Source organism: Brevibacillus sp. SIMBA_040 (assembly GCF_046535075.1).
In the GTDB taxonomy this organism is placed as follows: Bacteria; Bacillota; Bacilli; order Brevibacillales; family Brevibacillaceae; genus Brevibacillus.
Genome location: NZ_JAWRXI010000003.1, coordinates 238713 through 262741, shown reverse-complemented (window position 1 = coordinate 262741; position 24029 = coordinate 238713). Strand labels below are relative to the sequence as shown.

Sequence of the window (24029 nt, the reverse complement as noted above, 5' to 3'; positions counted from 1 at the left end):
AAACACGCCCGCTTCCTCGCAGGCGTGTTTTTCTATCGCTTTTACACCATGATTTTGCAAATATCGTTTGTAAACTCAACCGGGTCTTGCAGTGGCAAGCCTTCGATCAAAAGCGCCTGACTGTACAACAGATTCGTGTACAGATTCAGCTTTTCTTTGTCGTTAGCATAGGCGTCCTTCAACGACTGGAATACATCGTGCTGAATATTGATCTCAAGCACCTTATCAGCCTTTACATTCGGGTTGTTTGGCATCGCGTTCAAGATTTTTTCCATCTCAATCGTGACTTCACCCTCAGTAGACAAGCATACCGGATGTGATTTTAAACGCTTGGACGCTTTGACCTTGGTTACTTTACCGGACAGCTGGCTCGCCATGTAGTCAAACAGCTCCTTGCTGTCCTCGCTATTTGCATCGGCGTCCTTGTCGCTCTCGTCTGCTTCTATTCCAAGATCGCTGCTGGATACGGATCTGAACTCTTTTTCTTTGTAGTTCATGATCATTTTGATCGCGAATTCGTCGATGTCCTCTGTGAAGTACAAAATCTCGTAGCCTTTATCCGCAACAAGCTCCGTTTGTGGCAGCTTGTCGATGCGTTCGATCGATTCTCCAGATGCGTAGTAGATGTATTTCTGATCCTCTGGCATACGGGATACGTACTCATCCAGCGTGACCAGTGCTTTTTCTTTCGAAGAGTAGAACATGATCAGGTCTTGCAGGACGTCCTTGTGCGCTCCGAAATCGCTGTAGATTCCGAATTTCAGCTGGCGTCCAAATGCTTTGTAGAACTGCTCGTACTTCTCTCTTTCATTTTTCAGCATGCTTTGCAGCTGGCTCTTGATTTTGCTGGCAATGTTTTTTGCGATCAGCTTCAATTGACGGTCATGCTGGAGCATCTCTCTGGAAATGTTCAGAGACAAGCTCTCCGAATCTACCATTCCTTTGACAAAGCTGAAATAGTCTGGGAGCAGATCGGCACATTTGTTCATGATCAGCACGCCATTGGCATACAGCTCCAGACCTTTTTCAAACTCCTTGGAATAGTAGTCAAACGGAATGTTCTCCGGGATGTAGAGAATTGCCTGATAGACCGCTGCCCCATCCGCGCTGATATGAATATGCTTTAGCGGCTTGTCGAAGCCATAGTGCTTGCTGGTGTAGAATTGCTCGTAGTCTTCATCCGTCAGCTCGTTCTTGTTTTTACGCCAGATCGGAACCATGCTGTTGACGTTTTGTTCTTCTACATACTCTTCAAAATCATTCTCACTGCCTTCGACTGGTCGCTTTTGCACGACATCCATTTTAATCGGATAACGGATGAAGTCAGAGTATTTTCTAATAATCGCTTTGAGGCGGTACTCTTCCAGATACTCGTCGTAGCTTTCTTCTTCAGCATTCTCTTTGATTTTCAGCGTGATTTCTGTACCGACAAAATCACTTTCCCACGGTTCAATCGTGTAGCCCTCTGCCCCGCTCGATTCCCACTTGTAGGCACTGTCGCTGCCAAGCGCTTTACTGATTACGGTAACAACATCGGCAACCATAAAAGCGGAATAAAAGCCGACACCGAATTGACCGATGATGTTGTAGCCTTCTTTGGATTCATTCTCTTTTTTGAATGACAAAGAACCACTCTTGGCGATCACACCGAGGTGATTTTCCAGCTCGTCTTTTGTCATACCGATCCCGGTGTCGCGAATCGTCAGCGTCCGGTTTTCCTTGTCCACGCTCACCTTGATGAAGTACTTTTCTTTATCAAAAACCAAGCTCTCATCTGTCAGTGCCTTGTAGTAAATCTTGTCAATCGCATCACTTGCATTGGAGATCAGCTCACGGAGAAAGATTTCTTTTTGCGTATAGATGGAGTTGATCATCATATCCAATAGTCGGGTAGATTCTGCTTGAAACTGCTTCTTTTCCATTCAAATTGCTCCCTTCTCAGCTACGTCATGAAAGAGTTTGTTTTGTGGTCATATGCCTATGTTAGCACTCTCACCCCGAGAGTGCTATTCATTATTTTTATAGCAGTCTTCCATTTTTCTGTCAATATGTGTTCTTACTCTAACAGCTGAAGGGATTGGCACAAGATAAATAAATAGTGCATGCCACGCAGCTGTTTTTGATTCATCTTGTCCAAATATTGTGCTGTCTCTTGGGCAATTTTTCTCGCGTGGACTACATCTGCATGATTCAGCTCTGCGATAGCCTCTTTGAGCTTAACAACTGTATCCGAATAAACAGCCGAACGCAAAGTGCGCAAAAGCGAAATTTTACGCAGCTGCGAATGATTGATCCTGCGATAGCCATTTTGCGGATCACGCCCTAATGTAATCAGCCCTATCTTTTCCCAGTGCCGTATGGTTGAGGCGGGTATCGAGGTCTCTGCCGAAGCCTCACCGATGGTCATCCACTCTTGTTCTATGCTCACTTCCCTGCTGCTCGTCTCCTTCTCTTGGCTTTCCAGCATCTGAATATTCTTCTCCGCCAACTGTCGATCACGGTACAAATCCGCTTGCGAATTCGTAACCAGCCAGAGGACTGAATCCACCTGTTTTGCTTGCAGCCCTCGAACTACCTGTGCCGTTATTTCCATCCCGAAGCCTGGAGACATCGCCTCAATACATTCGAAATAAGCGAGATGTTCTTGTGTATACATCCGATAGCCCGTTGAGGAACGCTGACTGGGTGGAACAAGTCCTTGTCGTTCATAATTACGTAAGGTACTCGTGCTAAGCCTAAGTCTCCTCGCGATGTCAATCGGTCTTATCAATCGTGTTCACCTCGCGTCCATTTCTTCAAAAGATTAAAGTTCGATTATAAGGTTATTGTAATATAAGTTCTTTAATTAAACACTTTCAATCATCAAAGCTTCTAATTGGCTTCATTGTTGTAAGATAAAATCGTATTCGCAACAAAGCTACAGAAAAAGTTCATAACGGGAATATAAGGAGGGACGCGCTGTATGTTACAGCAAGAATTTGAGCGTCAAATCAGCAATCTCATTCAAAAAGGCTATCCCAGTATCACAGGCCAGAGTGAAGAGGACTTCCAAAAGCAGTTCGAACCTCTCTGCCAAAAAGTCGTGGAGCTGGAGCATGCCGGAGTATCCGCGCAAAAAGGGGAGGTTCCGTTCGTTATTGTAATCAAACGTGATTGGATCGACACGGAACGAGCGATGCAGCTAGTCGCGAGGAAAAATAAAGCCGGGTTTAGTATCATGGCCTCTGAGGAACTCAACCGTTTTACACCAATCGACGGAATTGAATTGCCAGAAGGGTTCGCCTATTTACTCGTCGATATTGATACTGGGGAAGAAACGCTAAATGTCACCCCGAATCTGGCAATGGAGAGGATCAAAAACGAAAATCGCTCTCCGTTAACAATCGAAGAGGGAGTTGCCCTGATCACCCATTTTCCCGAGGTAGTAAAGAGAAATAACGGTTTTTCCCTGCTAGGTTCTCGCTGCGGTGATAAGAGAGTGACTGCTTTATGGATCAGTGAAGGCAGGCCGAAGCTTGGCTGGTGTTGGGCAGGCAATCCTCATACGTGGCTGGGTTCGGCATCTTGTCAGTACCGCTTTGGATAAACAAACAGCTTTGCCTTTATATAGAAGCAACAAAAAAAGCAGCCAAGAGGACTGCCTTGTTCCTCCTGGCTGCTAAAAACTTTCTTAATATGGCTCTGCTTCATGCCCCTTCTGAACAGCCTCCTCGGGCGCTTTATCCCCACCCCGGTTCCCTAGCGGCTTTTGGCTGGAGCCGTTCTTCACCGCTGTTTCCAAGCCTTCTCGCAGGCGTCTGCCGTACTCCTCGTCCGCTTCCTCTGCGAGGGCAATTATTTTCTTTTGAATACGCTCGTCACAGGGAGCGAGGTCAGCGACCAGATTGGAGATCAGATCGTCTTTTTCCCAAGCCTCGAATTTGCGGTACGTTTCCCCTGCCTGCTTCGTATTGCTTTGCCGGTCGATTGATGCGCGAACCAGCTCACCTTCAATGAACGGGGTGTATTCTTTTCCAGGCTGGGTCGCTTCCTTTAGCCCACCCAAAATGGACGGTTCATAATTGATATGCGGGTTTTGCCCGGGTGCGAGGTCGACTACGTATTGCATTTGACCGCCCCGCTGATTCGTCGCCACCTGTTTTTTCGGGGAATTGATCGGGAGCTGCAAATAGTTCGGACCTACGCGGTAGCGCTGCGTATCGGAATAGGAGAACGTCCGGCCTTGCAGCATTTTGTCGTCCGAAAAGTCAAGACCATCTACCAGGACACCCGTACCGAATGCGACCTGCTCCACCTCTGTAAAATAGTCTTCCGGATTTTTGTTCAACACCATTTTCCCAACTGGCAGCCACGGGAATTGATCCTCTGGCCATAGCTTTGTATCGTCGAGTGGATCAAAGTCTAGCTCAGGATGCTCTCCATCACTCATGATTTGGACGAGCAGCTCCCATTCGGGATATTCCCCACGCTCAATCGCCTGGTATAAATCTTGTGTGGCATGATTGAAATTGGTTGCCTGGATTTCGCTTGCTTCTTTTTGCGTCAGGTTTTTGATACCTTGCTTCGGTTCCCAATGGTATTTCACCAGGACCGCTTCTCCCTCGCTGTTTACCCATTTGTATGTATTCACGCCAGAGCCCTGCATCATCCGATAGTTCGCCGGAATCCCCCAAGGCGAATACACAAAGGTCACCATGTGAAAAGATTCCGGAGAGCTGGCACAAAAATCAAAGAAGCGCTCACCGTCTTGAATATTTGTCAGTGGGTCTGGTTTAAAGGCATGAATCATATCCGGGAATTTCATCGCATCGCGGATAAAGAAAATCTTCAGGTTGTTGCCGACCAAGTCCCAGTTTCCGTCTTCTGTATAAAATTTGACGGCAAAGCCACGCGGATCACGCAAGGTTTCCGGGGAATGTCCTCCATGGATAACCGAGGAAAAGCGGACGAATACCGGGGTTTGCTTGCCCTTTTCCTGAAACAGCTTGGCCCGCGTATATTTGGACACCGGTTCATTGCCTACAGCTCCATACGCCGCGAAATAGCCGTGTGCCCCGGCACCACGGGCATGAACAACACGCTCGGGAATCCGCTCGCGATCAAAGTGGCTGATTTTTTCGATGAAATCGTAATTTTCCAATGTACCCGGACCGCGATTGCCGACGGTTCTGATGTTTTGATTATTCGTGATGGGATGCCCTTGCCGATTCGTCAAAATATGGTTGTCTTGCGATTCTTTCGTCACCTGTAACCCTCCTGAATCGTTGTAGTTGAACAGACACGATACAAGCCATATTTTTCCGCTACGATTGGATAAATATTCTGGTTCGCTCTCATTTTCAATAGGCAAAAAACCCATTGGCATGCCAACGGGTTTGTGGTCCTGTCTTGTGTGCTATTTATCAACTAATTCACAGCGCTGAGGCTCTCGTTCGTCACATCGAGCAAGACAGCATTGATTCCGTTCAAAAAGGCCATTGCACTCGCTTTGATAATATCGGTGTCCATCGCGCGGCCAGAGTAAATCTTGTCTTGGTAGGCGATGCGGATGTTGACCCGTCCAATCGCTTCCTTGCCCCTGGACAAGCTGTTGATTTTGTAATCCTTCAGCTCGACATCTATTCCTACCAATGTTTTGATGACACTGTACAGAGCATCGATTGGACCGTCGCCAACAGCGCTGTCCTTGAAGCTTTCTCCGCCTTTGCGCAGCTTCACGGTTGCTGTCGGATACACGTCATTGGTTACGACCTGGAAGGCTTCCAGCTCATACAAATGACCGCTGTTTACATCCATCATCCGGTGATTGGTCACCAGGTAAAACACATCGTGGTCGTATACTTCTTTTTTGGAATCAGCCAGTTTGAGGAACTTATCGAACAGCACCTCAAAGTCCTCGGCTTCGCCGATTTCAAAGCCCATCTTTTCGACGGCATTTTTAAAGGCATGGCGTCCAGAGCGAGCCGTCAAAATCAGCTCCATGCTCTCTGCTCCGACTTCTTCTGGCTCGATAATTTCGTATACCTGCTTATCCTTCAGCAAGCCATCCTGGTGAATACCGGAGGAATGGGCAAAAGCATTTTCACCCGTAATGGCTTTGTTTACCTGGACATCCAAACCTGTCAGGTATGTGAGCAAACGGGAGGTACGCAGCAGCTCAGGCGTCTTAATACCTGTAGATGCTTGGTAGAAGTTCTCTCTCACCTTTAGGCCCATTACCACTTCCTCCAGTGATGTGTTACCAGCCCGCTCACCCAATCCGTTGATCGTACACTCTACTTTTTCTGCGCCATTTTTGACTGCACTGAGTGTATTGGCTGTCGCCATTCCGAGGTCATTATGACAATGGACACTGAGAATCACATCTGGATTCAGGTTTTTCAAACGATCGTTGATACGGCGGATCAAATCACCGAATTCCTCAGGAACGGCGTAGCCAACCGTATCTGGCACGTTGATAATTGTTGCGCCAGCTTTGACAACCGCCTCAATCGTTTTCCACAAATATTCAAACTCCGACCGCGAAGCATCCTCTGTCGAGTATTGCACGTACGGGAGTAATGTTTTCGCATATTTTACCGCGTCTACCCCTTGCTGCAAAACAGCATCCTTGGAGCGGTTGAATTTCTTTTCTACGTGAATGTTGGATGTGCCTAAAACGATATGAATGAAAGGATTTTGCGCGAGCTTGATGCTATTGTATACCGAATCGATATCGCCTTTAACAGCGCGTGCGAGGGCAGTAATGGAAACAGTGTCTCCAACGCTGCGTGCAATCTCCTGTACCGCTTGAAAATCGCCTTCAGATGAGGCAGGAAAACCGGCTTCGATCATGTCTACACGAAGACGCTTTAGCTGCTGGGCAAACTCCACCTTTTGATTGACGTTCAGCTTGGCGCCCGGAACTTGCTCCCCGTCGCGCAGAGTCGTATCCAACACGATAATTTTACGGTTCATCTTCATTTCCTCCTAGACCATATTTTTTTCTTTATAAGCCCTATATATCAAGCGGGGTTGGTTAAACCCGGAATTTAACCAACAAAAAAACCCCGTCTCTATGTATAGAGACGAGGTTGAACCCGCGGTACCACTCTAATTCATTTCATTTACGAAATGAGCTCATTCGATGGCCATCACCATCTATCCCTGTAACGGTGGAATTCCGGCTTACCCTACATTGTCAGGCAGCTGTTCATAGACGAGTTCGAAGTGAATTCTACTACCGTTTCGCACCAACCAACGGCTCTCTGAAAGATCATTGCACTTCTACTATTTCTAATCGTAACATTTTGATTTATTTGCGAAACTCTTAATTTATTGGAAATTATATGGCATGTGATCTGTATTGTCAACAGGTGAATTTTTTACTGCTATTCTAGGCTGCTATTTGATTAGTTGAAAGGTCTCTTTGATTTTTTCGACATCTTGAAACATATCGTTATACGCTTTTTTCAGGCTCTCATCTGTAGTCATATATTGCACATCCGTTGGTGTACGAAACGTGTAGACCTCATCGCCGGCTTCTGCCAATTTCGTTAGACGGATGATTTGGGCGAGCTCCTCTCCTTCTGCCTTCCACTTTTCCTGTGTCCAAACCTCGATTTGAAACAGCTCACCGCCTGCTGCCTCTTTATTCGCTTTATTTACAAATACAACTCTGCTTTCCGTCTCGATGATTTCATACTTTTCAGCCCATGTGGTTGGAAGCTCAATCTTGAATTTGTGCGCAGCATTTTCATAGACGATATTTTGAGTTTCGCTGTTATTTGTCGAACAGCCGGCCAGTAATACGAATAGAACTAATAGCGCCGTTTGTATGGAAAGCATGACTCTCACCCGTAGTTCCTCCCCTTCATAACATCTCTTCTTTTTCTATATTTTTCCACATCCCTCGCGATTCCCCTTCCTCTCAGCCAAAAAACCTTTATTGAAACATTTTTCACGCGTTTCGGCTGTCTTTCATACAAAAAACCCTTGGTATACAAGTATCCAAGGGTCTCGTCATTCCTTATCTGCTTATGCCTGTGGCATCTTATTCATGTCCATATACAAGACATTCCAGCGATGATCGTCCACATCTGCAAAGCCAGCACCATACATGAAGCCTTGTTCGCTTGGCTCGGCGAATATCGTTCCCCCTGCCTGCCTCGCCTTCCGAATCATCTCATCAACCTCTTCTTTGCTTTGTGCATCAATGGAGAACAATACCTCCGTGCCTTGTTTCGTGTCAGCCAGCTCGTTTTGTGTAAAGCTTTTGAATGCTCTCTCAGGAAACAGCATCACCAATACTTTATGGTCTCCGATGATGAGTCCAGCTACCTCGTCACTCTTTTCATGGCGTGGATGAAATGAAAATCCTAGTGCAGCGTAAAACTCTTTTGCTTTTTTCAGGTCTTTCACGGGCAGGTTGATCCAAAGCTCTTTTGGCATTTACATTTCCTCCCATACACTAGCATGACTGTAGTATAAACCATCAAAAAGAACGTATGTGTATAGCTCTCTACTTCCATGCTTACTACCGTATTTCCTTTGCGTCAGAAGGCAAATTCCGCACGCATCTCAAATATTCCATCATGCTTTCATCGTCTTTGACAGGATACGTAAATCCGAGAGAATCCCCCACATCGAGGGCCAGTCGGCGGAACAATTCACAGGTGACAAACAAGGCATCCCACGTATGCTCGTAATCGCTATCGGAGTAGGTCTTTTTGTACATCTCCCAATATGATTCGGGAAGATCGTTCTTGAAGTATTTTCCCAGCTTGCCGGTGGAAATTTGGAAGTCATACCGCGAACCGATCCACCAGGAAACCATCTGATCCAAGGATGCCCTGTTCGTTAGTTCATACATCCGTTTGGCGTACGGCAATTCATCTCGCCATATCCCTTTCGCCACGTTTTGCAGGCACCACAAAAAATCATTGCAGCAGCTAAAATAAAGCGCCTCCGTTGGCTTTTTCACATGGTAGTCGATATCTGTCGGGGCAGGGATGTGCGGCAAGCAATTGTCCTTATCGAGCAGGGGCATGGAGAGCTTATCCTTAAAGTAATTCTCCTGCATGGCTTCTTTTGTTTCGATATGTAGATCAATCCGGTTACCATCGGTAAACAGCATTAAATATCCATACGACCGATCAAAATCCATCTGTATGCCAACCATTTGGTCATTTTTATCAGGCTCTTGTATCATAATCAGATCACCAAATTGCTCGATACAATGCTCATCGTTGATAAATGAGGCTGTTTCCGTCACAACATACACGATATCGTAGTCTTGAAAAATATCTTTAGGTGCATTTGCATTTGTTCTGGAGCCATTCATGTAAACAGCCCGAATACGCTCGTCTTTTTCAGCAATTCCAAGGATCAAATCAAGCATTTCTTTTTCACTTCTCATCGAATGACACCCCTCTCTCATCATATCACGATGCTTATCCCAACAATTTTATTTCGCAATTTCTTCGAATAAAATTGCTATCCATTCAAAATCCTGTTATGCTAATAAGGAATTATTTTTGTTCGCAGTAAAGGATAGCGTAGATAACACATTCGTCTTGAACATCCTGAAGAGCAAGGATAGTAACACATGTGCGAATTGCACTAGGAGGCAACAACAATGGAACAAGGTACAGTAAAATGGTTTAACGCAGAAAAAGGTTTCGGTTTCATCGAGCGCGAAGGAGCAGAAGACGTATTCGTTCACTTCTCCGCTATTCAAGGCGACGGCTTCAAATCTCTTGACGAAGGTCAAAAAGTAACTTTTAACGTAGAGCAAGGTCAACGTGGCCCACAAGCTTCTAACGTTCAAAAAGTTTAATATCCACACATATAAAACAGACTCTAATTTTTAGAGTCTGTTTTTTTGTTTAGCCACGTACCTCTGCCCTTATTTCCAGATGGAAATGTACCGACTGTCCACCTTGTCAGCTAACCACACCATCTCATTCCCGTGATAAAAGCTGATGCCATCCTCCCAAGCTTTTTTTGCCTGAATGAGCAGAATGACTGGGGCGTCATCTCTTCTTTTGCCGACCTGCAGAGCCGTCTTCGTTTCTTCAGAAAGATGGACGTATTGTCTTCCTTTTGGAACAAGCCCTTGCTTCATAATCGCATCGACAAACCTTTTTGGAGTTCCATGATAAAGTAGCTCGGGTGGCTCGCTTTTCTCTTTGACGATTTTTTTCGGGATCGAGTGACCGTAGAGAGCACGGATTTTCCCTTCTTTGATTTCATGACGCTTCTTTTCCGATTGTGCGATCATCGTAAGCAAATCGCTCTCGTTCAAGTGGCGCCACACGTGCTGCTCCTGCAAAGAATAGAGAAGCTGCTGGATATCTACCCAGCCGTATTCGTCCAGCTCAAGCTCGTATTCATGCGGCGCGTGACGAAGCGCATAGGACAGCTCCTTGCTTAATTTTTGGTAATCCATTCTCCCGCCACATCCTTTCTTCGTTTCAATTGTGCAGGTTATCTAATGTTCGTTTGCAATACAGACAGCATCCGGTCACATAGCTCCATCGTCCCGATATTATCCTCGGCGCTGGATACAGGCGTTTGACCATTTTTGCAGCACTCCATAAAATGAGCCATCTCCCCGACAAATCCTCTTAAATAAAGATCTCTGTATGCTCCTGACATGGCAGACGCCGACGGAGTATAGACATAATCCTGCTCTCCAAGAAATTGCCATGTCTTTTCTGTTGTCGATGGGGAATGATGAACTGCTAACGTGGTGACCTCTTCGGCGCTGGCAAATCCGTGATCAAAAGTGACCACCACCCGCTCGCTTTCACGCGACCACGCAGTCATCCCCGAAAAATGAACACTGCCAACGACTCCGCTTGCACATTGCACCGAAAGCGTCTGCGAAATATGCTCGTTTCGGTTATTGGAAAAGCCACTGACCTGCACGACTTCTCCAAACAAGAAGCGAATGAGATCAACAAAATGGATAGCGACCAGCTTCATAAACTCATCTTCTGTTTTACAAAACGGCGTGCTATCTACAGCAAATCTCGCTTCAAACGAACGAGCTGCCCCCAGTTTTTCATCTCTGATCAACTCTTTAAGCTTCATGTAGATCGGTGCATAGCGCTTCATGAAGCCTACCATCGCCACTACACCTGCTTCTTTGGCAGCCTGGGCTACTTCTGCAGCTTCCTGTGCGTTCCACCCCAACGGCTTGTCCACGTACACATTTTTACCCGCACGAATACAGTCCATGGCAATCATCATTTGGTCAGCGGGTTGGGCAACCACAACTACACCATCGCAATCTTCCTCTTTTAGCATCTGTTCATAGCTATCATAAGGTGTTCCTATGCTTCCAAATTTCAATAGAGCCGAGGCGGACCGTTCGATATTTCTCGTAGCAATTGCTTTTATTTCTGCACCGGCTTCTACTGCCGCCGGGAAAATGTTCGTCTGTGCATGAAAGCCTGCTCCGATGAAGCAGAGCTTCGCCTTTGTGGTCATATGATTTCCTCCCTGAGATCTGCTTCTTTTCTGCATTCCTTATTATTATCCTTTGGGTGCAGATTTCCTTTTTTGCATGAACCTTCCTTCTTCCATCAAATAGAAAAAGCCTGCCGTATTGCGACAGACTTCTTCCTTGCTTCGTGCTTACCACGAAAAACATTCCACTTCTGATTCTATCCTCGGATGGTGACCAGGAATGGGGATTGGTCACACAAGGAGATTGTTGCTTCGAAGCTGGTAGAAATGCTACGTAATGTAGAAAAAGAAGGTCATCCCAAGCACGATGCACGTTAAAGGGATGACCTTTTTGCTGCGCTAGCCTTTTAGATGAGGTCAGCTGCCTGAAGCAGTCTTTGCAAGAGTACTGCTACCTCGGCTCTTGTGATGTTCTCTTTTAAAGCAAGACTCTCATTCGCCCTTCCAGATACGAGACCCGCTTGCAGACATTCTTCAATACTCTTTTGTGCCCAAGCAGCTGCCTGCGTTAGATCAGGATAGTCTCGAGAGATTTTCTCTACTCCCTGATCAGATTTCTTCGTACCAGTGAGTGTCATGGCTTTTGCTAAAATAACCATTGCCTGCTCTCGGGTAATTTTTTCATTCGGACGGAACGTACCGTCTCCAAAACCACTGATTAACTGGTATGAATTAGCTGCATTGATCGTAGTGCTATACCAATCCGTTGCTTTTACATCTGAATAGATCATCTCGCCTTGTTCTGGTTTCAGTCCCAGACCACGGACGATTATGGCCGTAAACTCAGCGCGAGTAATTTGCCGATCCGGGTGGAATACACCTTTTCCAGTTCCGTCTACTACTATGCGAGAGCCCATATCATTCACTGCTTGTTTTGACCAGTGGCTAGTAACATCGTCAAATTGTACAGGGTTCCATATGATTGCATACGTACTGTTCGTCAAACTGTTCATCTTCGCAAAGTACGTTCCATCATTGACAACTACCTTTGTAGGGACATGACGTACCTTACCCTCTGGTTCGACGATCACACCTGTCGTAATCTTGTTCGGATCAACCCCTTCTGGTATAACAATCGAACGTTCTACATAGGCACTGAATTTGGAAACATCGATGATTTTTTCATTGTATACAGCCTTTACTGTAAAGGTAATCGGAGGTACAACAAACGTGTACGTGTATGATCCTTTTTGGGATGCGGTCTCCACCATTTCCAACGTTTCGGCCGATGGCATTGCGATCTCAATCAACACTTTGATATCTTGCAAAGCCGCTTGCTCAGCAATCTGCGCTACGATCGCATCAAGATTGATTTGTTCTGCCGGCAAGGTATATGTTGCACGCTCTGTTTTGAATTCAAGTATGGTTTTTTTGTCCGTCATGCTTGAAATCATCTGCCCATTCCATTTAACCACGACGCTGTCATTTTTGGCATACATAGGAATGGTTACTACCGCATGCTGGCCTTCTGCTGTGAGCTTTTCATCCAGCTTTTTCTGATCAACCAAGATCGTCAGGACAGTTTGACCATTTATTACAGCTGTCTTCACTGTTCCTGCGTTTTCCGCCTTTCCATTCACCCATACATTTACAGCAGAATCTGAAGAGCCCGTAGCAGGTGACGATGAAGATCCGCTGCTACTGCCACCCCCTCCTCCGCCACTTCCTCCACCACCCGAAATAGCATTCCATTTTGCATAAAGTATTACATTGGATGCTCCCAGCATGAACGTGCTCCCTGCTGTGTAGGTAGTCCCGCTTCCGTCTGCTTTTGTATTCCACCCGGCGAACGTGTACCTCGCCTTCACCAGATTCCCGCTATTCCCGAGTACTGTAACGCGCGAGCCTTCTTTATACTCATACTTATCAACAGGAGCATTGCCGCCTGTATGACCGTTTCCATTATAGGAAACAGAATAGCTTTGAGAAGAAAGAGATGTGCGGATAGTAATGGGAGCGCTCGGTGCTGAAGGGTGATGTGTAGCTGTTTCTTTCATTCTCGTAATAAATTGATAGTCTGTATCTGGGGCAAGCCCCTCGAAAAGCGGACTGTCCTGCCAAGATATGCCACCGTCTTTGCTGTATTCTTGACCAGTTACGCCGTGCAAGGTAATACTCGTTGCGGTTTTACTGGCTTCACTCGGCGCTGCTGGAACTGTTGGGCTATCTGCTTTGACAACCAGGCTAGTCCCACTACTTGTTACAGTTCCCGTTGCATGTGTACCATCTGCCGACACTGTGTATGATATCGCTGTACCAATGTCCGCTTGTGTTAGCTTATAAGCTGAATTGGTTGCACCTGCTATCGCTACTCCATCTCGCAACCATTGGAGTGTCGGGACATCTAGCGTTGTAGCTGGCGAATAAGTAATACCCGTCAGATCCGCCATCAGCGTACTGCCGTATTTTGCTTCTCCTGTAATCATCGCTGTTCCGCCCATAGCAGGAGTGCCAGGTTGTGGCGGCGTTCCTGTCGTTCTAATTGTCACACTCGGACTACTTGGAGAAGCTACTGTGGTTGCTGTTTCTTTGCTCCTCGTCACAAAATGATAGTCCGTATTCGGCAATAGTCCCTCAAAGATCGGGCTGTTTTGCCAAGTCACTCCACCGTCTTTGCTGTATTCTTGACCAGGTGTAGATGTTAATGTGATGCTGTTTGCTGTTTTACTTGCTTCTGTCGGTGCAGGCGGTGCACCTGGGCCGTCTGCTTTCGCTACCGGACCAATGCCGCTGCTGGTTACACTCCCCGTCGCGTGGGTGCCGTCTGCCGTTAGGGTGTACGTGATGATCTTGCCGATGTCTTCCTCGACGAGGGTATACGTTGGATTCTTTGCCCCCAAGATGGCGTCTCCGTCTCGCTTCCATTGATACGTTGGCACATCCTGCGTTGTTGTCGGCGTGTACGTAATTCCTGTCAAATTTGCTGTCAGCGTGCTGCCGAATTTCGCTGCTCCCGAGATAGCTGCTGTGCCTCCCATGACAGGGGTGACTGGGATTTGCGCGGCTGTCCGAATCGCCGTAGCCGGACTGGTTGCAGAAGCCTCATGGGTTGCAGTTGCTTTGATTCTCATTACAAAGCTGTAGTCTGTGACTGAGGTTAATCCGTCAAAAAGTGGGCTGTCCTGCCAGGTGATTCCTCCGTCTTTACTGTATTCCATCCCTGGCGAATCAATCAGCGAAATGCTTGTCGTTGTTTTGCTGTTCTCTACGGGTGCAGGCGGTGCACCTGGGCCATCTGCTTTCGCAACCGGACCAATGCCGCTGCTGGTTACACTCCCTGTCGCGTGGGTGCCGTCTGCCGTTAGGGTGTACGTGATGATTTTGCCGATGTCTTCCTCGACGAGGGTATACGTTGGATTCTTTGCCCCCAAGATGGCGTCTCCATCTCGTTTCCATTGATACGACGGCACATCCTGTGTTGTTGTTGGCGTGTACGTAATTCCTGTCACATCTGCTGTCAGCGTGCTGCCGAATTTCGCTGCTCCCGAGATAGCTGAGATAGCTGCCGTACCTCCCATGACAGGGGTTGCACTTTCGGTGTTTACCTTCTGCATTCGATAGGCCCTTTTGTTTCCAGCTTCATCTTTTACGATTACATTAAAATAATAGGCAGTACCTGGCTCAAGGTCTGTAACGGAAAACGACTCTATATCTTTAGTAAACCCGTTTCCTAACGAAGTTCCATTATCCTCCATATTTTTAATAGTATCGATGTCGCTATCTGTAGATTGATAGACACGATATTCTAGATTTTCAGTATCCGTCACGTTATCAGTTGCAGCTTCCCAAGTAAGCGTTACTGCCGTCTGTGTTATATTTGTGGGCGTAATTTCATCATTTGCAAGCGCCGGTGGTGTCGTATCCGGGTTGTCTATCACAACTGGCTTGCCATATAGTTCAAATTCAGCTACGGCAGCATAATATTCATCCACGAAATCAAACATTTCGTTGACTTCTACTCGGAAAAACCGATACGTAACCGGTTCTTCAAACTGCCCCTCATGAATTATCATAGATTCGTCTTCCACAATCGTTCCAGAATTGGAATGGGCAATTTCATCAAAATGAAGGCCATCTAAACTTCCTTTTATCGTAACTTTTTGCGTTCGGTTAACGGTAAGCGAAAATCCGTTCGACTCCATATATCCAACTACAACCCATTGATTAATTTCGTGTGGGCCTCCTAGATCTACCTGTATCCAGGGCGGATTTGTTTCGATGGTACAAACATTAGAGGCCACATGGTAACAAGACTGTACTTGTTCCGACTCCCAACGCTCAGTCCAAGTCTCACCAAAAGGACTCCGATTACCATCGACAGCGTACTCTGGGCTGTAGTGTATATCACCATTGTCTATATACAAAGAGGAGGATGCCGTCGTTTGCTTCCCCAATGCCACATTGCTTTGATTAGAACTTGCAAAGGCTATATCTGCCATGAAAAACCAAGAAAATGGGACTAATTGAAAAAGTAATAGTGCACTTATAAAAAGGGCAACGAGCTTTGAAAACGTTTTACTTTTCATTCACCAACCCTCTCTCCATGATAAAAATCTCCTTGTTTCATACACAAGGCCACCGACGTTGTCTTAAAACGGCGGCAGCCATCTATTCTGGGTGATAGAATGATTCTACTAGTCTCTCGTTGGGTAATTGCCTTGCAAACATATAATGTAATTCAGCACAAGATACGGCTGCATATTTTTAACTGGAGCACTACTTCCTGTCGGCTCTACATTCACATATCCAGTCAGGTTTCCTGTTACACCGCCTGTTACTTTCCCCGTTACTGTTCCTTTAGCGGAAACCGCTTCATGATTCAGAGCAAGCGTAGGTGCGCTTTTCGTATAAATGTTCACATTGGAGCTGCCAACTTTCACTATACCAAGGCTTGTATCCGTACTAGGGATGTTGGTTTCTGCTGGAGCATTCGCTGCATTTTTCGGCAAGGGAACAGAGACCTCACACTCTCCGTCGCTGATGCTTCCTCCACTAATCGTGCCATTGAAATTCACCTGCTCTAAAGAGGCTGCGTGTGTATGGTAAGGTAGGTGAGCAGTGCTCAATGAAACAGTCTCACTGCCTCCATGTGCTGCAAGAGAGTGATTTTGTAATCCTGGCCCTTCTCCCATTCCAACTGGAACTCGTCCACGTAAATCTGGCAAACAAAAGGTTTGATTAACAGTCCCGCCATACTTATTTCCAAGCAACGAATATAGTGCTTGATATTCCATAACCTTGAGCTCCTGACCATGGCATAGCGCCCATCCATATGGCGCCCAATCCAGTGGCCAAAGTACAATCGCGCCTGTAAATGCTCCCACCCTAAATCCTCCTCTTTATCGCTCGTTTATTGCTCGCTTTACTCTTGCTTCTTGCTCGCCCAGATCTCGACATTGTCATTGTTATAAATAAGTCGATTATCGTTCTTTTCATTATTGACCTGCTTATACTCTTCGGGCTAGATCCCTCCTAACGAATTTTTTAATGATTGGAGTGTCACCAATTCCTTCCATTCGACAAAAACATCTATAGTATACGAATCTACGATAAACACAGAATAAACAAAACGGTCATGATCGTCTTGTTTGACCGCGAGCGGTCACATCCACTTTTTTGAAAAAAGTCGAGACGTTTTTCAAAAAAAAAGAGCCATGGAATCCCATTCGATTCCTAAGGCTCAATCTAGCCAGTATTTACTTAGTCAGGCTCATCATAATGTCTTGAATATACGGATCAGGATGCGTCCCAAGCTCTTGCTGCAAGGTTTCCTCTAGCAAACGGTATTGCCTGATCGCGTCATTCTTTCGCCCCAACTCGATGTACAAGAGGATGATTTCATGACTTATATCCTCTCTTAGTCCATCTACTCTTAAAATTTCCCGAAAATAATGTAATGATTTATGCAGTTGATTTTGGTTGAGATGACTTCTTGCGGCAACCTCTAACAAGGAGATGTACTCCTGTTCCAGCCGTCTTGTCTTTTCACTCGCCCACTCATAAGCTTTTCCGTTTAGAAACGGTCCTGTATACAGCACTTCGATCCGCTCCAGCAAATCCGTTCGATCGTATGGCTGGAGCCTGATTTGCTTCATCACCTGTTCAAATTCATACAAATCGCAGGATACAACGCTCTTGTCAATCCGAATCTCATTTCTGCCTGCTTGGATACACTCGCCCACTTCACTTGTGCCAATTGCCTTTCGAATATAGTACAAGGTGGAGTTTAAATTTTTCAATGCTTTTTCATGCTTCAGCTCTCTCCACAGCGTATCGATAATTTCTTCACGGCTAACCGTGCCTTTGTAAATAAGAAAAGCAAACAATTCTTCTGTTTTCGGGCTTCTCAATTTAATGGACTGCTCCTCTTGACCCTTCCAATAAATTTTTAGACCGTTAAACAACTGAACAGCCAAGGACGGTGAGGCCTTCTCTATCCGATGCCTTGCTCGAATCTTGTCTAGCGTTTTGGACATACGCAAAGCGGAAACAGGCTTCATCAAATAATCCAGTGCACTCATGTCAAAGGCTTGAACAGCATACTCATCAAACCCAGTTACAAAAACAATGTCAAGCTCACTATATGATTCACGCAACAACCTAGAAAGCTTCATCCCGTTAATTTCCGGCATGGAAATATCTAAAAAGGCAAGATCAATCTTGTTGTTCTTGGCATACTCATACGCATCCAGTGGGTTTTGAAACGTTTCTCTTATGTCTATCATATCGTTGTCAGACAATATTTTCTTCAAACGCTTCACGGACAGTTCTTCATCATCCACGATAATTGCTCGCAGCAATGCTTCACCCCTCCATTTCTACCTTTGGCAGAGCGGGTATGTCAAAAGAAACCTTTGTCCCTGTTCCTTCTTTGCTTTCAATCCGAATGCTGCTGCCATAAAGAAGCTTGATACGCTGACTGATGTTCCACAGCCCTACTCCTTTTTTGCGAACATCGGTGGCCATGATTTCTTCTATTTTCTTATCACTCATACCGCATCCGTCGTCTTCTACTGTAAATCTGATTGCATTATCCGCCGACTGCATTATTGATATGTTTACAGTCCCACCCCGGAAATTCGACATCAGCCCATGTCTGATTGCATTTTCTACCAATGGCTGCAAAATCAGCGGTGGAAGCTGAAACTCCAAATTCGCCTCTATATCATATTCCACTTGCAGCCTGCTTCCAAACCGCGCTTTTTCGATCATAATATATGCGTTTACAAGACTTAATTCATTTTCGATCGTCGTCAGAGAATCGAGCTGCTTAAAATCGAAGCTGCCTCGCAAATACTCAGAGAGCTGAAGAGTTAGCTCCTCCGCCTTTTGCGGTTCATCCATGCACAGTGCCGCAATCGAATTTAAGGCATTGAACAAAAAGTGAGGCTTGATTTGGGAGCGCAAAAAAGCAATTTCAGCGTCCTTGGCCATTTTTACGGATGCTTTCAATCGGGTCAGATTTCTCACCCGCGCCATCAGTTCTTCGGCTTCAAATGGCTTCCCGACAAATTCATTAGCGCCATTTTCCATCGTTACGATCATGTCAGATACTCTATTTTTTGCCGTAAGCATCAGCACAGGCAGCTCAGAGGTAGAATATCGCTCGCGAATCAACCTCAGAACCTCATAGCCCGACATGTCCGGCATCATAATGTCCAAAATAACCAAAAAGAAATCCGTCTTCTTGCTGAGCTCCTCCAGCGCCAATCGACCGCGATTGACGACAACAATCGAATACCCTTCCAGCTTGAGCAAATTAATCATCGCTTGCAGATTAGCAAAATCATCGTCCACTACCAAAATAGTTTCATCCCGCATCCCTTTGATAGTGATCGGATAAGCTCCGTGAGTTTTGGGCGGAAGCTGGTGCAAGCGCTGCTCCGTAATCCGTCTGATGGTGCGATCTGCTTTTTTGGCTGCGGGTATCGTGAAAATGAATACCGAGCCCCGACCCGGACTGGATTCTACCCGAATCTCACCCCCGTGTAGCTCTACCAGTTTTTTGGTTATACTCAACCCGAGTCCTGTTCCGCCATAATTTTTCGTTACCGAAGCGTCTTCCTGTTCAAATGCATTGAAAATCCGTTCTTGCATCGCTTTCTCAATCCCGATCCCTGTGTCTGCTACTCGAACCTCTATCCTATCGCGGACAGCAACGGCACTTATCTCAACGATACCCTTTTCCGTAAATTTGATTGCATTGTCGAGCAAGTTATGCAAAATCTGAATCAAGCGGTTCCCGTCCACATACACCTGTGGAGCATCTTCCGCTATTTTATTTACCAGCGTGATTGGCTTTCCACCCAGCAAAAACATGTGAATTCCAATGACCGAATCGACCGCAGCCTTTAGGTCAATCTGGCTTTTAAACAACGAAATATCGCCATGCTTCATTTTGGAGTAATCAAGCAATTCATTGACGAGATGTGTCAGTCTTCGCCCGCTTTCTAAGACGATTGCCAGATTGGACGCTTGCTTTTCTGTTATAGGTCCTTCAACACCCTTGATCAGCGTATCCGTAATACTCACAATTGCATTGAGCGGCGTTTTCAGTTCATGTGAAGTGTTCGATAGAAAATCATCCTTAATCTTGTCTAATTGAAGCAATTGGTCCTTCATCTCATCGATAGTATGATAGGCTTCGAAAAAGCGAAGGACAATCAAGAAGACCATGATGATATTAAACGCGACGATATAAAGCTGCCCTAACCAAATATTATCTTTGATAGAAAAAGCAAACAGGATAAGGTCAAGGGAATACAGATTAATCGTAAGAATCGCCATGAACATCAAAAATGATTTAAAGGAGCTGTTATTCGTTTTTTTGATATATAAAATGGCTGTTCTCATTAATAGCCAAAATAACATCAGCTCGTACAAGATCATAATATAAGCCTGAAATTCCATGTAAACGTGAATCGGCAGGAAAACAATGAGCAGAAGATAGGCTCCTAAAATGGCTGAAACGATTTGTGCAAATTTCAAAGAAATAATGCTCTTTTGCAATTGATAGAAAAAAATGGCGAGAACAATAAAGCAGATCGTGGAAACAATATCCTTCCATTTGTACATGGCTTCAAACGAAACTTGATGAAAAAACAGCAAAAGCGGCCGCTCACTGATCAACCCGCTGTATATGGCATAGAGGAAACAAACGATAGCGAAGAACAGCAGGGAATAATCTTTTTTTCCGTACAGGCTCGCGGTTATGAAGCAAATGATGTAAATCGTCGCCAGCGTCCCCAAAATAACAAAAGTGCCCAGCTCGTACCCCATGTTTCTCTGCTGAATTTCGTTCATATCCGCTTGCCCGCCAAAATAAATCGACAGCGGAATGCCTGAATTGATGTAATCATAATTGGCAACTTGAACAATGATCTCGATGTCTCCTTTTTCGCTTGAAAAAGAGCCGAACTTCGGGACATTTCCAGCACGATATGTAGTGACATCACTAGTAGGCTTGCCATCCTCAAACAGTTTATGTCCATTTGCATAGACCGCACTTGAAAAACGAATATTTGTTTTTTTCAATGCAAAAATTCCACTGTAGGGTACATTTTTGAGGACCATCCGGTAGGTAGCATAACCGTAAGCAGGCAATGGCTTGTTATCGATTATTTTTCCATTCCATTGAGAGGGTACCGTCATGAAAGTAGTGGGAGAGGGCTTATCTCTTTGCTTGAAGTCTTCGGGGGTTAACAGCTGATTCCAATAAAATTCCCATTCGCCATCCAGCTTGATTCGCTTATCGTGTTCATAATCCCATGCCTTCAAATCCATGACACCATGTCGAACAACCAAGTCATTCATCGGTTCATCAATATCCCAAAAAACGGATAATGGTAGAAGAGAAAAGGACAGCAGGCTAATAAATATGATGATGAAGGTCCTTTTGAGCAATCGTATCGCCCCTTAATGAGGATGCGTCTTTCTATTTCTTCTCGATTTTACTTATAGATTGGGCGCGATTCAACAATTTTCGACTAGATAGATTCATATGAACAGCACTTTGTGCAAAAAAATACGCTCGGAAATCCAAGCGTCATGAATGAGATAACATTTATTAAATTGACATCTAATCATTCGCTCTCTACGAACGTGATTTTCTTCATGAGCTTCCTAATTCCCTTTGGCAAGAAATAGGCAGTTGGAAAAGCCAGCGCAAACGCCATAGGCCAAGCGTGCAGCCATTTTTCTAGTAAAAGCGAATTGAATCCAAAATTAACTGCCATCATGAAAAAAGAGATAAGGCAAGACATCCCGAATGCCATGAAAAAGGTAAACAAAACATGCTCGTATTTTTTATTGATCTTCAAAACAATCACCCTTCGCCGAATTTGCTTTTTCATCCACAAGCAATGGCTTGTCGATTAGCCCAGTCCACTCATTCATAAATCGTGTAATGACTTCTAATTCATTATCTTGAAAAGAGCTCAGCATTTGTTCATATCGCCGAATTACTTTTTGGTGCTGCTCGTCATATATGATAGCAAGCCTTTGTCCTGCCTCTGTTAGCGAGTAATAAACGCATTTTTGATCATCTTCCTTTTTGCCTGATACGACCATCCCCTTTTCCAGCAAACCATTTACCGCTTTCGTAATGGCTGGCTTGGATAGACGTAACTGACAGGCGAGAAAAGTGTTGTTCGCCGAGGAGGAATGCTCCTTTATAAGTGAGACGATGTGCAGCTGTGTCATTGTCCACTCATTTTCAAGAGAGCTCAGCTGCGTCGTGCGCTCTTTCATTTTTTTCTCTCGTAGTATAATGAATGACCGAATTGCCTGTAGTGTTTTTTCTTTCTGACTAGGTGACAAAAATATAACCACCCTTCAACATCGTTAACCAGTTAACAATAATAACATACTTTACTGTACCAATCCGGATTCGTCAACTCTCTTCTGTGAAGTTAAAAAATTTCCTCATAAAACTGAAAGATGCTTATCCCTTTCTGCGTCTTTACAGTGGACATTGGAGGTGGAAAACAATTGGATGACAATCGCATCGAACAATGGTTTCGAGCATACAGCAATGATGTATATCGTTTTCTTGTCTACTACACAGGGCGAAAGGATATAGATGATCTTGTCCAAGAAACCTTTATCCGAGCCCTAAAAGCTCACCAGCATACCGAGATTGTGAACCCAAAGACGTGGCTTTTTGCCATTGCGCGAAATGTCGCCATCGATGAGAAACGCAAGAAAAAACTGCGAAACTGGTTGCCCGATCTATTCTTGCAGCATCTTGTCTCACGCGACAAAACACCGGAAGAGTCTTTGGAGCTTGGTGAGAACAAACGGATTCTCTATGACACCATCAATCAGTTGAAAAGGTCGTATCGGGACGTGCTAATCCTGCGCGGGATCAAGGGTTTATCCAGCACGGAAACCGCAGAGGTATTGGGATGGAGCGAAGCCAAGGTACATATTACTTTGCATAGGGCATTGAAAGCTGTTCAAAACAGCAAGAATGCTCCTGTAACGGAGGCGATGACAGATGCCGTCACAAGATAAGCAGATGATTTGGGATGAATTACAAGATTTCCCTGAGCAGGTTCTGGCCGGTGACCGAAACGAAAAAATACTAGAGAACATACGAGAGGAACGCCGAAAAATGCTTTCACAGCAAAAGCAGAGAAAATATTTAGTATGGGCGGCAAACGGACTAGTCACATGTGCACTGTTTTTTGTGTTTATCTGGATGAAGCCATTCTCATTTCCAGCTGAAACAACGGGAAGCACTTCTAACGTGGACCAAGCGTATAGTACAGCTGCCCAAAAGGCTATTGAAGCCGTTGGCATTACGAAAAAATTTCAATTTGAGGAAACGGAGCAAGATACAGATTTCTTTGTCGTGCGGACAAAGAATCGTGAGGCCATCGTAACTTTTTTACCGAATACGAAGGATGTTCGTACTGTCTCCGTAATTATAGCTGGCGATGAATTACCGGAAATGTACCAATCGTACGCGAATACTGCACGAGCTGCTTTTCAGGAAGCAAAGCAAGATGTGCATATAGAGCAGGCTCATCTGTTTCAAGACACGGAAGGAACAACCCTTTCTTTTTATTCAAAACACCCGAGCCAGATCAACAATCAGCATGTTAGCGTCGACGTGAAAACAAATGAAGTGACCTCTTTCTCGATCAATTACCAGCCTGCGGATGTCGATCAAAAGGTTGTGTCCATCGCGCAAAAATCGCTCATGCATCTATCAAATAACAAGCGCTTCTCCTTTACCGAGGCGACGAAATCAACAGATAAGAAAGAAGAGGTTTGGACGCTCAGTAATACAAAAGACAAATATTCCGTTAAAGTTGGAGCAATAACCGGAAAAATCTATTCCACCCGTTATGTATCGGATTATAAAATCAAGTCCATACATGAGGCTATTTCTGTGACAAAACCGCTTATCCAAAACATATTTGGGTTGGATATCACGGGGTATACGGCTTATGGCGGGAGAGACTGGGGCGGCTATGTGTTAAAGCAACAGGGCAAACCGGAAATTTCTGTAACGCTCCAAAGCTTGGACATTGGCAATATTAGCAATATCACTGTGAAATGGTAGAGTC

General features: G+C 45.2%; 19 protein-coding genes and 1 other annotated feature. Of the genes, 4 read left to right on the top strand and 15 right to left on the bottom strand.

From position 1 onward, the window contains the following. Positions 1–41 precede the first annotated feature (41 nt). Both htpG and SB752_RS06890 read right to left on the bottom strand, forming a co-directional pair. A complete protein-coding gene (gene htpG, locus SB752_RS06895) occupies positions 42–1922 on the bottom strand; it encodes a molecular chaperone HtpG (protein WP_410714947.1) in 1881 nt (626 codons plus the stop codon). Between the two features lie 134 nt (positions 1923–2056). After that, positions 2057–2770: a MerR family DNA-binding transcriptional regulator gene (locus SB752_RS06890; protein WP_410714946.1), complete on the bottom strand. Its 714-nt coding sequence runs from the start codon at positions 2768–2770 to the stop codon at positions 2057–2059. Positions 2771–2962: 192 nt separating this feature from the next. Here SB752_RS06890 and SB752_RS06885 point away from each other — a divergent pair, with 192 nt between their 5' ends. After that, positions 2963–3586, top strand: a complete 624-nt coding sequence (locus tag SB752_RS06885) for a DUF5701 family protein (RefSeq protein ID WP_410714945.1) — start codon at positions 2963–2965, stop codon at positions 3584–3586. An 84-nt stretch (positions 3587–3670) separates the two neighbouring features. On the opposite strand, the gene SB752_RS06880 is transcribed toward SB752_RS06885, so the two are convergent. From SB752_RS06880 to SB752_RS06860, 5 genes are all read right to left on the bottom strand, one after another. After that, positions 3671–5245 carry a catalase gene (locus SB752_RS06880; protein WP_410714944.1) on the bottom strand — a complete coding sequence of 525 codons (1575 nt, stop codon included), beginning with the start codon at positions 5243–5245 and terminating at the stop codon, positions 3671–3673. A gap of 161 nt (positions 5246–5406) precedes the next feature. Continuing rightward, a complete protein-coding gene (locus SB752_RS06875; protein WP_410714943.1) occupies positions 5407–6957 on the bottom strand; it encodes a 2-isopropylmalate synthase in 1551 nt (516 codons plus the stop codon). 103 nt (positions 6958–7060) lie between these two features. Further along, positions 7061–7292 (bottom strand) — a binding site (T-box leader). A 91-nt stretch (positions 7293–7383) separates the two neighbouring features. Beyond that, complete coding sequence (locus SB752_RS06870) at positions 7384–7836, bottom strand: methyltransferase (RefSeq protein ID WP_410714942.1); 453 nt, start codon at positions 7834–7836, stop codon at positions 7384–7386. 180 nt (positions 7837–8016) lie between these two features. Continuing rightward, entirely contained in the window at positions 8017–8430 is a 414-nt protein-coding gene (locus SB752_RS06865; protein WP_410714941.1) for a VOC family protein, read from the bottom strand. A gap of 85 nt (positions 8431–8515) precedes the next feature. Next, on the bottom strand, positions 8516–9397 hold the full coding sequence (locus SB752_RS06860; RefSeq protein ID WP_410714940.1) for an aminoglycoside 6-adenylyltransferase: 882 nt from the start codon (positions 9395–9397) through the stop codon (positions 8516–8518). A gap of 219 nt (positions 9398–9616) precedes the next feature. Here SB752_RS06860 and SB752_RS06855 point away from each other — a divergent pair, with 219 nt between their 5' ends. After that, the gene (locus SB752_RS06855; protein ID WP_103105508.1) at positions 9617–9817 is read left to right on the top strand and encodes a cold-shock protein; all 201 of its coding nucleotides are present in this window, start codon (positions 9617–9619) and stop codon (positions 9815–9817) included. Between the two features lie 69 nt (positions 9818–9886). Here the strand turns inward: SB752_RS06855 and SB752_RS06850 are convergent, their stop codons facing one another. From SB752_RS06850 to SB752_RS06815, 8 genes are all read right to left on the bottom strand, one after another. After that, the gene (locus tag SB752_RS06850; RefSeq protein ID WP_410714939.1) at positions 9887–10429 is read right to left on the bottom strand and encodes an RNA 2'-phosphotransferase; all 543 of its coding nucleotides are present in this window, start codon (positions 10427–10429) and stop codon (positions 9887–9889) included. Positions 10430–10467: 38 nt separating this feature from the next. Beyond that, the gene (locus SB752_RS06845; RefSeq protein WP_410714938.1) at positions 10468–11475 is read right to left on the bottom strand and encodes a Gfo/Idh/MocA family protein; all 1008 of its coding nucleotides are present in this window, start codon (positions 11473–11475) and stop codon (positions 10468–10470) included. Positions 11476–11801: 326 nt separating this feature from the next. After that, a complete protein-coding gene (locus SB752_RS06840; protein WP_410715135.1) occupies positions 11802–15893 on the bottom strand; it encodes an S-layer homology domain-containing protein in 4092 nt (1363 codons plus the stop codon). 195 nt (positions 15894–16088) lie between these two features. Continuing rightward, positions 16089–16778: a phage tail protein gene (locus SB752_RS06835; protein ID WP_410714937.1), complete on the bottom strand. Its 690-nt coding sequence runs from the start codon at positions 16776–16778 to the stop codon at positions 16089–16091. Between the two features lie 372 nt (positions 16779–17150). Beyond that, positions 17151–18254 (bottom strand): response regulator, encoded by a 1104-nt coding sequence (locus tag SB752_RS06830; protein WP_410714936.1) that lies wholly within the window; start codon positions 18252–18254, stop codon positions 17151–17153. A 4-nt stretch (positions 18255–18258) separates the two neighbouring features. Next, entirely contained in the window at positions 18259–21357 is a 3099-nt protein-coding gene (locus SB752_RS06825; protein WP_410714935.1) for an ATP-binding protein, read from the bottom strand. Positions 21358–21536: 179 nt separating this feature from the next. Next, positions 21537–21782 carry a DUF2798 domain-containing protein gene (locus SB752_RS06820; RefSeq protein WP_410714934.1) on the bottom strand — a complete coding sequence of 82 codons (246 nt, stop codon included), beginning with the start codon at positions 21780–21782 and terminating at the stop codon, positions 21537–21539. Continuing rightward, positions 21760–22203, bottom strand: coding sequence for a MarR family transcriptional regulator (locus tag SB752_RS06815; RefSeq protein ID WP_410714933.1), 444 nt, complete (start codon positions 22201–22203; stop codon positions 21760–21762). The genes SB752_RS06820 and SB752_RS06815 overlap by 23 nt, the downstream gene beginning before the upstream one ends. A 240-nt stretch (positions 22204–22443) precedes the next feature. Between SB752_RS06815 and SB752_RS06810 the strand changes: the two genes are divergently transcribed. Beyond that, the gene (locus SB752_RS06810) at positions 22444–22968 is read left to right on the top strand and encodes an RNA polymerase sigma factor (RefSeq protein WP_410714932.1); all 525 of its coding nucleotides are present in this window, start codon (positions 22444–22446) and stop codon (positions 22966–22968) included. After that, positions 22952–24025: a hypothetical protein gene (locus tag SB752_RS06805; protein ID WP_410714931.1), complete on the top strand. Its 1074-nt coding sequence runs from the start codon at positions 22952–22954 to the stop codon at positions 24023–24025. Before SB752_RS06810 ends, SB752_RS06805 begins: the two co-directional genes overlap by 17 nt. Positions 24026–24029 lie beyond the last annotated feature (4 nt).